16 protein-coding genes are annotated in these 14,063 nt (G+C 67.1%); 2 read left to right on the top strand and 14 right to left on the bottom strand.

Annotated features, from left to right (window positions below):
- Positions 1 to 106: 106 nt before the first annotated feature.
- Together trmD and rimM are read right to left on the bottom strand one after the other, a co-directional pair.
- A complete protein-coding gene (gene trmD / locus QM618_RS05400; protein WP_428095444.1) occupies positions 107 to 787 on the bottom strand; it encodes a tRNA (guanosine(37)-N1)-methyltransferase TrmD in 681 nt (226 codons plus the stop codon).
- A complete protein-coding gene (gene rimM, locus QM618_RS05395) occupies positions 784 to 1,296 on the bottom strand; it encodes a ribosome maturation factor RimM (protein ID WP_428095442.1) in 513 nt (170 codons plus the stop codon). Before rimM ends, trmD begins: the two co-directional genes overlap by 4 nt.
- Positions 1,297 to 1,351: 55 nt before the next feature.
- On the opposite strand from rimM, the gene QM618_RS05390 reads away from it, so the two are divergent.
- Positions 1,352 to 1,804: a hypothetical protein gene (locus QM618_RS05390; protein ID WP_428095439.1), complete on the top strand. Its 453-nt coding sequence runs from the start codon at positions 1,352 to 1,354 to the stop codon at positions 1,802 to 1,804.
- Between the two features lie 39 nt (positions 1,805 to 1,843).
- Positions 1,844 to 2,335, top strand: a complete 492-nt coding sequence (locus QM618_RS05385) for a hypothetical protein (RefSeq protein WP_428095438.1) — start codon at positions 1,844 to 1,846, stop codon at positions 2,333 to 2,335.
- A gap of 68 nt (positions 2,336 to 2,403) precedes the next feature.
- Here the strand turns inward: QM618_RS05385 and QM618_RS05380 are convergent, their stop codons facing one another.
- The 12 genes from QM618_RS05380 to ftsY form a co-directional block, all read right to left on the bottom strand.
- Positions 2,404 to 2,634, bottom strand: coding sequence for a KH domain-containing protein (locus tag QM618_RS05380; RefSeq protein ID WP_428095437.1), 231 nt, complete (start codon positions 2,632 to 2,634; stop codon positions 2,404 to 2,406).
- Positions 2,635 to 3,210, bottom strand: coding sequence for a 30S ribosomal protein S16 (gene rpsP, locus QM618_RS05375; protein ID WP_428095436.1), 576 nt, complete (start codon positions 3,208 to 3,210; stop codon positions 2,635 to 2,637).
- 119 nt (positions 3,211 to 3,329) lie between these two features.
- Positions 3,330 to 4,097 carry an FAD:protein FMN transferase gene (locus QM618_RS05370; RefSeq protein WP_428095435.1) on the bottom strand — a complete coding sequence of 256 codons (768 nt, stop codon included), beginning with the start codon at positions 4,095 to 4,097 and terminating at the stop codon, positions 3,330 to 3,332.
- Complete coding sequence (locus tag QM618_RS05365) at positions 4,097 to 4,549, bottom strand: FMN-binding protein (RefSeq protein ID WP_428095434.1); 453 nt, start codon at positions 4,547 to 4,549, stop codon at positions 4,097 to 4,099. The genes QM618_RS05370 and QM618_RS05365 overlap by 1 nt, the downstream gene beginning before the upstream one ends.
- A 2-nt stretch (positions 4,550 to 4,551) precedes the next feature.
- Complete coding sequence (locus QM618_RS05360) at positions 4,552 to 5,877, bottom strand: ferredoxin reductase family protein (protein WP_428095433.1); 1,326 nt, start codon at positions 5,875 to 5,877, stop codon at positions 4,552 to 4,554.
- Between the two features lie 65 nt (positions 5,878 to 5,942).
- Positions 5,943 to 6,983 (bottom strand): amidohydrolase family protein, encoded by a 1,041-nt coding sequence (locus QM618_RS05355; protein ID WP_428095432.1) that lies wholly within the window; start codon positions 6,981 to 6,983, stop codon positions 5,943 to 5,945.
- Between the two features lie 45 nt (positions 6,984 to 7,028).
- A complete protein-coding gene (ffh, locus tag QM618_RS05350; RefSeq protein ID WP_428095431.1) occupies positions 7,029 to 8,636 on the bottom strand; it encodes a signal recognition particle protein in 1,608 nt (535 codons plus the stop codon).
- Positions 8,637 to 8,718: 82 nt separating this feature from the next.
- The gene (locus tag QM618_RS05345; RefSeq protein ID WP_428095430.1) at positions 8,719 to 10,488 is read right to left on the bottom strand and encodes an HD domain-containing protein; all 1,770 of its coding nucleotides are present in this window, start codon (positions 10,486 to 10,488) and stop codon (positions 8,719 to 8,721) included.
- 22 nt (positions 10,489 to 10,510) lie between these two features.
- Positions 10,511 to 10,849, bottom strand: coding sequence for a P-II family nitrogen regulator (locus QM618_RS05340; RefSeq protein ID WP_428095429.1), 339 nt, complete (start codon positions 10,847 to 10,849; stop codon positions 10,511 to 10,513).
- Between the two features lie 2 nt (positions 10,850 to 10,851).
- The gene (locus QM618_RS05335) at positions 10,852 to 12,117 is read right to left on the bottom strand and encodes an ammonium transporter (RefSeq protein WP_428095428.1); all 1,266 of its coding nucleotides are present in this window, start codon (positions 12,115 to 12,117) and stop codon (positions 10,852 to 10,854) included.
- A gap of 170 nt (positions 12,118 to 12,287) precedes the next feature.
- On the bottom strand, positions 12,288 to 12,878 hold the full coding sequence (locus QM618_RS05330) for a DUF2510 domain-containing protein (RefSeq protein WP_428095427.1): 591 nt from the start codon (positions 12,876 to 12,878) through the stop codon (positions 12,288 to 12,290).
- A complete protein-coding gene (ftsY, locus tag QM618_RS05325; protein ID WP_428095426.1) occupies positions 12,875 to 14,056 on the bottom strand; it encodes a signal recognition particle-docking protein FtsY in 1,182 nt (393 codons plus the stop codon). The genes QM618_RS05330 and ftsY overlap by 4 nt, the downstream gene beginning before the upstream one ends.
- Between the last annotated feature and the right edge of the window lie 7 nt (positions 14,057 to 14,063).

The raw sequence follows: 14,063 nt of genomic DNA, 5'->3' as shown, positions 1-14,063 counted from the left end.
GTGAATGGTGCTCTGTGAGTGAGTGCTCGACCCCCTGTGGCAGGCCGACGCTACGCAGACACCGAGGGTCTATTCTGCCACATCCGGCGTGGGTTCTGCCAGCAACCTATGCCAGCAGGTCGGGTCGCCTCTCGCGCGTCCGCTCCAGTTGCTGCTCGCGCCGCCACGCCTCGATGCGGGCGTGGTGACCACTCAACAGCACCTCGGGCACCTCCAATCCCCGCCACGCGGCGGGGCGAGTGTACGAGGGGTACTCGAGCAGGCCGTCGGCGTGGCTTTCCTCAACGATAGATTCCGCGTTGCCCATGAAGCCGGGGATGAGGCGCGTGATGGCCTCGATCATCGCGAACGCGGCCACCTCTCCCCCATTGAGCACGTAATCGCCGAGGGACACCTCGAGCACGCGGAAGCCTCGCCCTGCGTAGTACTCGGGAACGCGAGCGTCGATGCCCTCGTAGCGGCCGCACGCAAAGACCAACTGCTCGGCGGTTGCCAATTCCCCGGCGAGCGCCTGCGTGAACGGCACGCCAGCGGGGCTCGGGAGCACCAGGGTGCCGCCCGCGATGAGGACGTCGTCGAGTGCCTCGCCCCAGACGTCGGGTTTCATCACCATTCCCGCGCCGCCGCCAAACGGCGCGTCGTCAACCGTGTGGTGGACGTCGTGGGACCAGTCGCGGAGGTTGTGAACGTGGGTCTCCACGAGCGCTGCCGCACGGGCCTTGCCCAGCAGGGAGACGTCGAGCACCTGGAAGAACTCGGGGAAGATCGTGACGACGTCGATCCTCATTCGTCGTCCTCACCCTCAAGCAGGCCGAACGGCGGGTTCACGATGACCGTGCCATTCGCGATGTCCACGTGCGGCACGAATGCCTCGATGAACGGGATCATGGCGCGATGACCGCTCGGCTCGCGCACCACGAGCACATCTTGGGCAGGGAGGTCGAGAAGGTCCACCACTTCACCCACCTCGGTGCCGTCCGCCTTCACGGCCGTGAGCCCCACGAGCTCGTGGACGTACCACGCGTCGTCCTCGTCGGACTCGGTGCCCTCGATGAGTAGCACGGTGCCGCGCGCGTTCTCGGCGGCGGTACGGTCGGTGAGCTCCGCGAACGACGCCACCCAGCGCCCGCTCTGCTCGCGCGCCCTGAGCAACGTCAACTGCCCGACGCTTCCCCCCTCGGTCTCGAACGTCGCCCCTGGCACAAGCCGGGTTTGGGGAGTGTCGGTGCGGAGGTCGAGAGACACCTCGCCCTTGAGCCCGTGGGCCTTGCCGATCTTCGCGACGGTCAACTTCATGGGAACAAGCGTAGACGGCAGCCCGGCGCGGCCTCGCCCGCGCTAGCGTGGGCCTATGAGCGGAGATCTCGATTCCCCAGCACCTTCACCGGTTCCCGCACGCAGGCCCGCGGGCGTGTCGTTTGTGATAGTGCTCGTGTGGCTTGCCGCTATCGGTGATCTCATCGGCTCGATCACGCTGTTCTTCATGTCGTTCGATCGCGTGATGATGCTCGAGAGTGGCGTCGACGTCATCACCCTTCGGTACTACACGCTCGTGCTGCTCGCGCTGGGACTCGCGACGATTCTCGTGGCGCTAGGGCTTGGCAACCGCAGCCAGTTTGCGCGGGCCTTCGTGGTGATCCTCATGGCCGCGCGCGCGGCGAGTGCCCTGTGGGCGCTCATCGCGATCCGTGGCATTTCCGTGTGGTCCGCGGTGTTTGACCTGGCCCTCGCGGTGCTCATCATTGCCCTGCTCACCAATCGTTCCGCCTCTGACTATTACAGGGGCAGGGACCTTTCCGCATAACCCACCTAGGGCCCGGTTGGGCCACCTCCAGGAGGAAACATGAGCTCAGACAACACCCACGGCGAGTTCACCGAGCCCATTCCTGAGCCGATGATCGGAAGCGTCACGGCGTCCCCCGTGACCCCTGTCGCTCCCTCGCCGGCGGCACCGAGCGGCGGACGCCCAACCGACGTGGTCGTCGTTACCCTGCTTGCGCTCATCGCGGGCGCCGGCGACGTGATCCAGGGCGTGGCGTGGCTCGTTGCAAACGACTCCATCGACGGCGCCCAAGCGTGGTTCGCCTGGGCGAGCCTGCTCATCGGCCTCGCGACTGTGGCCGTGGCTGCGCTGCTGTTCCAGGGCTCGACGGTGGCGCGCACCCTGATCGCGATCGTGATGCTGCTGCACATCGGTGTCCACATCGTCGCCTGGATCGCGATCGGTTCCAACGCGGCAGTGGCTGCGATGATTCAGCTGCTGATCTCGGGCGTGGTGCTGCTGATGCTCTTCAGTCGCGAAACCACCGCGTACCTCCAGGGAGCCAAGAAGTAGATCCCGCCCTAGACGAGAAAAGCGGCCCCGGACCTGTTGGTCCGGGGCCGCTCTCGCGTGTACGCGGTTTAGGCCACGTCAACGATGTTGACACGCACCTCGTCGCGAGAGATGGCATCGATCACGGTGCGGATCGCCTGCGCGGTGCGGCCGCGGCGGCCGATCACGCGCGGGAGGTCATCGGGGTTGACCACCACGTTGAGGGTGGTGCCGCGACGGCCGGAACGCTCCGTGACGCGCACGTCATCCGGGTTGCGGACAATTGACCGCACCAGGAACTCGAGCGCCTCGGTGACCACTTACTTCTCCTCTGCGGCGCCCTCGGCAGCCTCGTCGTCCGCGGCGGGCTCGCCTTCGGCGATCTCCACGGCGACCTCGGTGCCCTCGTCGGAGGGGACCTCGCTGCTCTCGTCGGCAATGCCGGCCTCGTCGTTCGCGGCGTCCTCGGCAGCCTCAGCCTCGGCAGCAGCAGCGGCAGCGGCCTCCTCCGCCTTCTTAGCTTCGGCGGCGGCAGCCTTGTCGGCCTTGAGCTTCTCAGCAGCGTCCGCGTGGGCCTTGATGGCGTCTTCGGCGCTTGCCTTCTCGCTGGCAACCTTGACGGTGCTCTTGGCACCCTTCTCACCCTTGAAGGTGCCCCAGTCGCCCGTGAGCTTCAGGAGCGCCTCGACCTGCTCGGTGGGCTGGGCGCCAACGGAGAGCCAGTACTGGGCACGCTCAGAGTTGATCTCGATGACCGAGGGCTCCTCGGTAGGGTGGTACTTGCCGATCTCCTCGATGGCACGGCCGTCGCGCTTGGTGCGCGAGTCCATGACGACAACGCGGTAGAACGGGGCGCGCTTCTTGCCAAAGCGCTTCAAACGAATCTTCACAGCCATGGCTGTTCTCCTTGTATCCGGTGTGAGCCGGTCGCCGGTGGGCGACTAGCAAGACGGGTGGCTCGTGAGTGAGCCAGCGATCTATTGTGCCAGACCTCGCGCGCGCTCACCAATCACGGTCACGACGCGCGTGGCCACCCCGGCGTGGACACCGCCTCGTAGCCGCCCTGCGAACGGCCAGAGGTCACGATGAGCACCTCGAGCCCCGCCGCAGCAGCCCTCTCGACCACCGGTGCACCCCCTGCGCAGATCGCCGTAGCCCACGCATCGCACTCCACGATGTCGTTGCCCGCCACGGACGCCTGCACGAAGTGTCGCGCGGGCTTTCCCGTGACCGGATCCCAAATGTGATCGGCCACCTGAGCGGATCCCGAGGTCGCCACCGCAGTGAACGCTCCGCCAATCGTCACGACATCGAGCACCTTCGAGCCCGCTGGGTCGCCCTTCACGGCTGGGTCGGCGATACCCACTCGCCTCTCCCCACCATGGGCAAGCACATCGCCCGACGCTGCGATGAGCCACGAGGGCACGTTGCCGAGTCTCGTCGCGGCTTGAGAAACCGCCCACGTCTTGACCACCCCTGTGGGGTCGAGCACGCCGTCGGCGCGCTTGATGTCGAAGGCGCCTCCCGTGGCGTGACGGTACGCCTCGCACAGCCGCAACACCTCGAGGACCTCATCTGGCATGTCCTCGAGCCCAGCGGCGCCGGTGGCCAGGGCCGACATTGGCGTGTCGGGCCGGAACAGCGAGAAGAGGTCATCGGCCCGCATGAGCTCGCGATGGACGGCGTCGATCGCGGACGTCGCCGCCGCCTCGCTCGCGAGGCCGTCGAGCGTGACGTCGAACGCCATGGCCATCGCGCGCAGGCGACGCGTGGTCGAGGTCATCAGGACAGCCCCGCGGCCTCGAACGCGCCCTCGAGCGACTCGATGAAGGCGGGGCTCGTGAATGACGCTCCGGAGATCGCGGCCACGTCCGCGGACTGCGCGTCGAGCACCTCTTGGCGCAAGGCCGGAATCGCCGCCTCGTTGACGCGGACCGACTCGGGAGCGTCCGTTCCAGCTTGCAACGCGATGACGTCCGTCACCACGCCATCGACCACCGTGATCTGCGCCTGGTAAGTGCCGCGCGCGTTGCTGACGGCTGGACCATCAAAGGTTTCCCCGCCCGACGCTGAAGTCGCCGTGGGTTCAGACGTCGCCGACGCCGTGGGCTCCGTGGTGGCTGTGGGCTCGGCAGCGTCGCCCTTGCTGATGGTCAGTGGGGGCGCGGCCGCGAAGCCAACAGCGACGATTGCCGCACAGCCACCGCCGATCACCACCTTGTGTGAGGTGCGCATCGCTACCACCCAAACCTTTCGCGATGAATAGCTTCAGGGGCAACGCCAGCGGCCACAGCGTCGGCCTCCACAGCGTCGGCCCAGGCAACGGGACCGCAAATGAACACATCCCTGTCTCCGAGCCCGGCGACAAGGCCGCCGAGTGTCGCGGGTTCCGCCGCAGACGACCACCCCTCGCCGCGCGGGCCAAAGAACTCGTGGACGGTGGCGCCGCGCGCCGCGGCAGCGGCGTGCACCTCGTCGCGAAGGGGTGCCCGCTCCAGGGAACTCGCGCGCAGGATCACGTCGATGGGCCCGCCACCGGGCTCTTCAAGCATCGCGAGCAACGGCGTCACGCCGATGCCTCCGGCAACGAACACCGCGCCGGGACGCGTGCGCGAGCGCTGCGTGAAGACGCCAAGGGGGCCCTCAAACAGCACCTTTGTACCGACAGGAAGTGACGCGAGCGAGCGGCTGAAATCGCCGCTCGGTCCCACGCTGATGCGCAGCGAATCTCCCGGCGCCTTGGACAACGAGAACGGGTGCGCCTCGCGCCAGTAGCCCTTCGCGAGGAAGCGCCACAACATGAACTGGCCGGGGTGCGCGCCAAGGCGACCAAGCCCGCGGCCCGCGACCACCACACTCGTTGACCCATCCCCGTGGGTGGTGACGCTCGAGACCACAGGGGCATAGCGTCGGGCATATACCAGTGGCTTTGCCACGCGGAAGGCGAGCCAACAGCCCACCGTGACCACGTACAGCACAAGCCAGAACCACCACGCGGGCCCCATGCTGCGGAACGTGGACCCCTCGATGAACTGGTGCGGAACTACCAGGATGATGGCGATGTAGACGAGCAGGTGGACGGTGTGCCAGTTCTCGTAGCGCCAGCGGCGGCGCACGATGAGGAGGCTCGTCACCACCACGACGGTGAACAGACCGAGCGCAGCCTGCGCAGCCACCATGTACCAGCCAAGATCCCACATGGCCGGGATCGCGGCGAACACCGAGCGGCCGTCGTAGTGCGCGGTCATGATGAGGATGAGCGCCGCGTGCGCGAGCATTGCGATGAACGCGACCTTGCCCATGAGCGAGTGCGTGGCGGCCGCGCGATCGTGCCCAAGCGTGCGCTCAATCCATGGCACGCGAGAGATCAGCAGGATCTGATTGAGGACGAGCACCGCGGCGACAATGCCGGCCACCCGCCCGAGCGCGTACAGGTAGTCGACGGGAGAGGACGTGGTGAGGCCGCCTCCGGCAAGGAAGAAGGCGACGCCGACGGCACCCACCCACCACAGGGCGGCAACGAGTGCATCGGCGCGCCATTCACGCGGGGGTGCTGAGGACATGTCCCACATTGTGCCTGGTGCGGGTTTCGGTGCCGTGTCGCGCGGGAAGAACTCTGCGGAAACTCTTATGCGACGCGCTCGCCGCGCAGAATGACCGCCTCGGGCTCGGCAAGCACCGCGATGTCCTCGCTGGGATCGCTCGCGTACACCACAAGATCCGCGCTGGCACCGTCCGCGATGGCGTCGACGCCAAGGAACTCTCGCGCCGCCCAGGTCGCGGCGGCGAGGATGTCGGCGTCAGGGATGCCAGCGCGGCGCAGCTCCAGGCACTCCTCGGGAAGCCTTCCGTGGCCGATCTCGCCGCCCGCGTCGGTGCCGATGAGGAGTTGCACGCCGGCCTCCCACAGGGCGTGCACGTGCTCGTAGCGGCTCTCGTACATCGCGCGCATGCGTGCTGCGTACCGAGGGAAGCGGGCCTCCCCCTTGGCTGCGAAGCCCGCGAAGTTGCCCACCTGCAACAAGGTGGGGACCACGGGGACGCCAGCTGCGGCGGCGCGCTCCATGTGGGCCTTGGTCATGCCGGTGCCGTGTTCGATGCAGTCGATCCCTGCCTCGAGGAGGCCATCAATGGCCTCGGCGGAGAAGGCGTGCGCGGTGACACGAGAGCCCTCAGCGTGAGCGGCGGCAATGGCCTCTTTCAGGACGGGCGCTGGCCACAGCGGGGTGAGATCGCCGGCATCACGGTCGATCCAGTCGGCGATCAGCTTGATCCAGCCGTCACCCGCGCGAGCCTCCTCCGCGGCCACTCGGGGCAGATCTTCTACCTCAATCTCCCGCGCGTAGCCTGCGATGTAGCGCTTGGGGCGGGCAATGAAGCGCCCTGCCCTGATGAGCCTGGGCGCGCTCGCCACCGAGTGCAAGAAGCCGGTGTCCACCGGCGATCCTGGCTCGCGAATCAGCAGGGTTCCCGCGTCACGATCGGCAAGCGCCTGCTTGAGGGTGAGTTGCTCGTTGAGGACTCCCCCGCTGTCGAGGCCCACGTGGCAATGGACGTCGACGAGCCCGGGAACCACATAGCCCTCGATCGTCTCGAAGGGACCGTCATCGGGGCGTTCAAAATGGATGCGGCCGTCAGTTATCCACAGCTGTTCGGCTAGCAAAAACATGTTTTGAGTAACCGGACCAACTGTGGATAACCTGGTCATCACGAACTATCGCCGCAGGTATTTGCCAAAGTCGGCGTTAAGGCTTGAGGCGTCGAATTCCTCGGGCGCCTGGGGGGCGGCACCCAAGCCGAACGCCGAACCGGCAGGTGCCGCAGCGTCGGGCTTATTGCGCGCCGCGGCCTCCTGCTGAGCCCGGACCGCGGGGTTTCCGGACTTTCCCTTCACCTTGCGCTGCGGGGCCTGCTTGCCCTTGGACTTCTTGCCACCGGGGAAGCCACCGAACGAGCCTGGCGCGCCCCCACCCATGCCTGGGAGTCCGGGCATGTTTCCGCCGTTCTTGGCCATGGCGCGCATCATCGTCTGCGCATCCTCGAACCGCTTGACGAGCGAGTTGACGTCACTTACCTGCATGCCGGAGCCGCGCGCGATGCGCGAGCGCCGCGAGCCGTTGAGCAACTTGGGGTTGTCGCGCTCGCCGGGTGTCATCGACTGGATGATTGCCTCGGTTCGCACAATCTCGCGCTCGTCGAAGTTCTCGATCTGATCGCGCACCTGGCCCATGCCGGGAAGCATCGTCAGCATCTTCTTCATCGAGCCCATGTTCTTGAGCTGCTGCATCTGGCTGAGGAAGTCCGTGAGCGTGAAGTCCTCGCCCTTGACGACCTTGGCCGCGAGCGCCGCGGCCTCTTCTTGGTCGAACGCCTTCTCCGCTTGCTCGATGAGCGTGAGGATGTCGCCCATGTCGAGGATGCGGCTCGCCATGCGGTCGGGGTGGAAGACCTCGAACTCGTCGAGCTTCTCGCCCGTGGAGGCGAACAGGATGGGGCGGCCCGTGACCTCGGCGACGGACAGCGCGGCACCACCGCGAGCGTCGCCGTCAAGCTTGGTGAGGACAACGCCCGTGATGTCTACGCCCTGCTGGAACGCCTGGGCGGTCGCGACGGCGTCCTGGCCAATCATCGCGTCGATGACGAACAGCACCTCATGCGGATCGATGGCCTTGCGAATATCCGCGGCCTGCTGCATGAGCTCGCGGTCAACGCCGAGGCGACCCGCGGTGTCGACGATCACCACGGAGTGCTGGCGGCTCTCGGCCTCCTTGATGCCCTTCTTCGCAACCTTGACCGGGTTGCCGCGCACCTTCTCGTCTTCGCGCGTCACGCCTGGTTCAGGGGCGAATACGGGCACGCCCGCGCGCTCACCAACCACCTTGAGCTGCGTGACGGCGTTGGGTCGCTGGAGGTCGGCTGCCACAAGCAGCGGCGTCTGGCCCTGCTGCTTGAGGTAGTGCGCGAGCTTCCCTGCGAGCGTCGTCTTACCCGCGCCCTGGAGTCCCGCGAGCATGATGACCGTGGGGCCGTTCTTCGCGAACTTGAGGGGGCGAGACTCGCCGCCGAGGATCGCCACAAGCTCCTCGTTGACGATCTTGACCACCTGCTGCGCGGGGTTGAGCGCGCCACTGACCTCCGCGCCGAGCGCGCGCTCGCGGATGTTTCCCGTGAACGTGCGGACCACGGGCACGGCGACGTCGGCGTCGAGCAGTGCGCGGCGAATCTCGCGGATCGTCGCGTCAATATCGGCTTCGCTCAGGCGACCCTTTCCGCGCAGGTTGCGGAAGGTCGCGGTGAGGCGATCGGAGAGGTTGGCGAACACCTGATTCCCTTCGGGTGGGGCTCGTACAAGAGTACCTGGGTGCCGTAGCGGCTCCGGTGCGCAGGCCCGACGCTGTGGTCACCTAATGTGGCAGGCGTCGCCTCGCGTTCGCCGTCAGCGTGTCGATGAGGGTGGCGCGCCACGAGGTCCAGGCCTTGGGGCCCGCGGCGATGGCGTCCGCTTCGGTGAGTGCCCTGAGTGCGTCGAGCAGATCTTCGCGCCCCCCGAGCGCCTCGAGCAGCCGGTCCGCCGTTGCCGGATCGTTGACGTCCTCGGTGGTAGCGAGCCCCGCGAGCGTCAAGTGTTCGCGAACCAACACGGTGACGTCCGCGATGAAGCCTCCGTCGAGACCCATGCGCGCGCCGATCGCCGGGATGAGAGCGGCGCCTGTGGTCGAGTGGTCTGTGGCGCCCGCGCGCTTGCCGATGTCATGAAGCAACCCGGTGAAGAGCACAAGGTCAAGGTTGGGCACGGAGCGGCGGTGGCGACCTGCGAGCACCACGGTCTCCACCATGTGGCGATCCACGGTGAACCGATGCACAGGAGAGCGTTGGGGGCGATTGCGCACACCCTCCCACTCGGGAATCCAGCGCACCACCTGGCCCGCGAGGTCCACGGCCTCCCAGACAGATACCAGGTGGTTTGAAGCCCGCAAGAGGTCCCTGAAGTGTGCGCGCGCTTGCGGCGACCACGGAGCAGGAAGGTCCGGGGCCAACGGCAGTGCCTCGAGCAGGCCAGGGGTGAACGGCAGCCCTGTGGTGGCGGCGACGGCGGCGGCCCGCAGCGGAAGTTCCGCGTCTGCGGACACGTCCCAGTCCTGCGCAAGGGCGAGGTCGCCGTCCACGTCGATGAGGCCCTCGCCTACCGACACGTGGCGCGGCGCGGAGGCGAATCGGCGGGCGATGAACGCGCGCGACCCCACGCCGGAGCGCTCCACGGAGCGGCGCGCCCTACGTTCGGTCGCGTCGAGAGCGAACGCGACCGTGCGGCCCGCCTCGGCGAGTTCCTTGAGGACGTCATCGGGGTCCTCGAGGCCCATCACCTGAGCAACGTCGTCGCCGAGGTGGCGCCCCAACACATTCTGTGGCTTGCCCGCAACCATCTGGATGGCGTCGCGCACGTCCATCAAGGTGCGTGCGGCGTCGTCGATGGCACCGTGCGGACGGTCCGTGAGCCACGTCGCCGCGAGCGCGGCAAGGCTGATGTAGTCGCGAGTGCCTCCGCGAGATTCCTTGAGGTTGGGCTCGATGAGGTACGCCACCTCGCCAAAGCGCTCGGCGCGGGCGCGCGATGCCGCCAACAGGTCCGGAAGCTTCTTGCGCGCTTGAGCACGCCAGTCCTGATAGATGAGCGCGCGGGCCTGCAGCGCGAGCTCCTCGTCACCGGCAATCTCTTTGAGGTCAAGCAGACCCGCGGCGGCCGCGAGGTCCTTCGCCGCCACCTGGCGGCATTCCGTGATCGACCGCGTCGAGTGGTCGAGCTCGAGCCCTGCGTCCCAGATGGGATACCAGAGACGCTGCGCGAGGTCGGCAACCTCTGCCTTCGACAGCGTCTGACCATCGTGCAGCAGCACAAGGTCAAGGTCAGAGGCCGGCCCCGCGTCCCCACGCCCCACTGAACCGACGGCCGCGAGCGTGACCCCGGCCGCGCCGTCGGCCACCTCCGCGAAGTGTTCCGCGAGCCGATCGGTGACAAACCGGGTCAGGAGGCTGCGCCGCTCGTCGCCAGGGACGCCCTGCGCGTAGAGGCTCTCCGCGAGTTCGCGACGCAGACGCTTGAGGTCCCGCACCCCATGGGGATGCGGGACCTCAGCGTCGGAGCCTTGCGAAACGTGTCCCGCCCGGCTCGTCATGATGCAGTTATTGCGTTGCGGACTAGAGCGCGTCGGCGCCGTGCTCACCCGTGCGAACACGAGCGACATCGTCAACCGGCACAACCCAGACCTTGCCGTCGCCGATCTTGCCGGTCTGCGCAGCAGAGACGATCGCCTCGGTCACGGCAGGGGCGTCGGCGTCGTCAACGAGTACCTCAAGACGCGTCTTGGGCACCAGGTCAACGGTGTATTCGGCACCGCGGTAGACCTCGGTGTGGCCCTTCTGGCGGCCGTAGCCGGCTGCCTCGGAGACCGTGACGCCCTTGACTCCGGTCGCCTCAAGGGCGGCCCTAACTTCGTCAACGCGGTGTGGCTGAATGATTGCGGTTACCAGCTTCATGGCTACTTTGCCTCCTCGTATGCGGTCTCGCCGTGCAGGGCGAGGTCAATACCGCTGAGCTCGATTTCCTCGCTGACGCGGAAGCCGATCGTGTACTTGATCAACAGTCCAATCACCAGCGTAGCCACCGCGGAGTACACGATGACGACACCGGCAGCAATGGCCTGCGAGACGAGCTGGTCAAGGCCGCCGCCGTAGAACAGTCCGTTGGCACCGAAAGCACCGATCGCAGACTCCGTCGCAAGCAGGCCGATGGCGAGCGTGCCCCAGAGTCCGGAGACGAGGTGGACGCCTACGACGTCGAGTGAGTCGTCGTAACCGAACTTGTACTTGAGACCAACCGCGAGGGCGGAGAAGATACCGGCGAAGAGGCCGATGATGATCGCGCCAATCGGGTCCACGGCACCACACGCAGGGGTGATGGCCACAAGACCGGCGACAATACCGGACGCGGCGCCAAGCGACGTGGCCTTGCCGTCACGGATGCGCTCTACGAGGAGCCAGCCGAGAATCGCGGTTGCCGTAGCAGCGGTGGTGTTGAGCCACGCGGTGGACGCAAGGCCGTTCGCGGCGAATGCGGAGCCAGCGTTGAAGCCAAACCAGCCAAACCACAGAAGGGCGGCGCCCAGCATGACGAACGGCAGGTTGTGCGGCTTGAAGGGCTCCTTGCCGAAGCCCTTGCGGACGCCGAGCAGCAGAGCGAGGATCAGGCCGGCAACACCAGCGTTGATGTGCACCACGGTTCCACCAGCGAGGTCGATGGGGGCAGTGCCACCCTCGAAGATCGGGCCAGCGCCACCGAGGAGGCCAATGCCGTTGCCGTCACCGTCGAGCGCCCACACCCAGTGCGCCACGGGCGAGTACACGAGCAGCGCCCACAGGCCCGCGAAAATGAGCCACGCGGAGAACTTGGCGCGGTCTGCGATCGAGCCAGAGATCAGGGCCACCGTGATGATGGCGAACGTTGCGCCGAAGCCGGCGCTGATGATCGCGACCGGGTCACCGGCAGCGACGACATCCTGCAGACCGACGTCAGAGAACGGGTCTCCGAAGTAAGCGCCAGAGCCGCCGGCGATGTTTGCTCCGAACAAAATCCACAGCACGCCCACCACTGCCATTGCACCGAAGCTCATCATCATCATGTTGAGCACGGACTTGGCGCGCGACATACCGCCGTAGAAGAACGCCAGGGCTGGCGTCATCAGGAGCACGAGCGATGCCGACACGAGGAGCCATGCGGTGGCTCCCACGGAATCGGCGTAAGCCATTGCATCTTCCATAGTTGTTGTCTCTCCCTTTTCCTAGCTCTCTGGCTAGTTAGGACGAGAGTTCCGCAGGAGTGTTACCCCTGAACGGCCCGCGAGTTTCCGCAGCGTTACAAGATTGGCGCTCACGTAAAAGGTGTGTTGCCTACGCGGGGGCGGCAGACACGGGCGGGCTAGGTCGTGGTGCGCTCTTCGTCATCGCTTGCGAAGTCGATGATGTTGATGCGCCAGGCGCCGGTGTCCTTGACGAGGGTGTACGTCACGTCGTCGTACTGGTAGTCGCCGTCCTCGTCGTAGTACGACTCCTCGGTGCGGACGATCACGTGACCGGACTCGTACGTCGCGTCAACGATGTACAGGTAGAACTCGCGCTCCGACTGGTTGAAGTCCCGCGCCTCCGCCTCGAAGTCCGCGCAATCGGTGAAGCCCCAGTCGCTGCGGAAGTTGGCCGTTGTCGCTTCATTGAGCGCTTCGCAGTCAACGTTGGCCCACGCGTCGTCGTACAACTCGACCGCGGCCCTCGCCTCGCGCACGGGCGCGACGCGCGCGGAGAAGAACACCGCCACGCCTGCGGTGGCCACCACCAGCACGGCGGCGGTGATCGCAACGGTGATCCACACCCACTTTCCCGCCTTTGGCCGTGGGCCCGACGCTGGGGCTGGCTGAGCGTAAGCGGCGGCTGTGTGCTCGGTCCAGATAGTGCCGTCCCAGTAGCGAAGTGCGCCGCTACCGTCGTCGTACCAGCCGGGCGCGATCTGGCTCACGCGTCACCGACGAGCGACTCGACGAAGCCAACCGGATCGAACGGCGCGAGGTCGTCCGCGCCCTCGCCAAGTCCAACGAACTTGACCGGCACACCAAGCTCGCGCTGCACCGCGACCACGATGCCGCCCTTTGCAGACCCGTCGAGCTTGGTGAGCACGATTCCCGTCACATCCGTTGCCTCCGCGAACACGCGCGCCTGCGCAAGGCCGTTCTGACCCGTGGTGGCGTCGAGCACGAGCAGCACCTCGGCGCGCGGCACCACCTTGCCCACGACCCGCACAATCTTGCCGAGCTCGTCCATGAGGCCCTGCTTGTTCTGCAAGCGGCCCGCGGTGTCGATGAGCAGCGCGTCCGCGGAGTCGCCAACCGCGCGTTCGGCGGCAGCGAAGGCCACGGACGCGGGATCTGCCCCGTCGCGCTCCGACCGCTCTACCGGAACGCCCACGCGTGCTCCCCACGTCTCGAGCTGGTCTGCCGCCGCGGCACGGAAGGTGTCTGCGGCGCCAAGCACCACGGAGTAGCCGTCAGCGACCAGCACGCGTGCAAGCTTGCCCACTGTGGTGGTCTTGCCCACGCCGTTGACGCCAACGACGATGATCGACTTCGCCTCGCCATCGCCCGCCGCGCCGAGCGCGAGCGAGCGATCGGCCGCGGGATCGATCGCCTCAAGCAGTGCCTCACGGAGCGCGTCGCGCGGCTCCATCTCGAAGTTGGCGCCGAGCCGCGCCTTCACCCCCGCGAGGATCGCGTCCGTGGAGGCGGCGCCTACGTCGGCAAGGAGGAGGGCCTCCTCAAGCGCGTCGTAGTCCGACGCCGACATCGCGCCGCGGTGCAGCACGCCCGCGAGCGTGGCACCGAGGCGGCCGCGCAAGCGGGCAAACCGGCCGACGGTGGACTCGGGGTGGTCTACGAGTTGTGAGGGCGCGGGAGAAGTTGGCGTCTCGACGATCGTGTCGGAGGAAATGACCTCCGGCGCCTCGTGCGCTGGTGTCTCTGTGGCGGCGTCCTCTGCGGGCCCGGCCGCGGGCCGCCCACCTGGGGGCGCGCTAGGGGTGACGGTTGGCGCCTTGGTGCCCGAGCGTCGGGCAACTCCCCAGATGGCACAGCCAATGGCGACTACCGCCACCACGGCGAGAACTAGTGCGTCAGCGTCTCCTGGAATCCATGTGACATCCACGGCACCA

Origin of the sequence: Demequina sp. (genome assembly GCF_049841215.1) — a bacterium.
In the GTDB taxonomy this organism is placed as follows: Bacteria; Actinomycetota; Actinomycetes; order Actinomycetales; family Demequinaceae; genus Demequina.
Note: the sequence above shows the minus strand (reverse complement) of the source record. Positions and strands in the feature narration are given on the sequence as shown.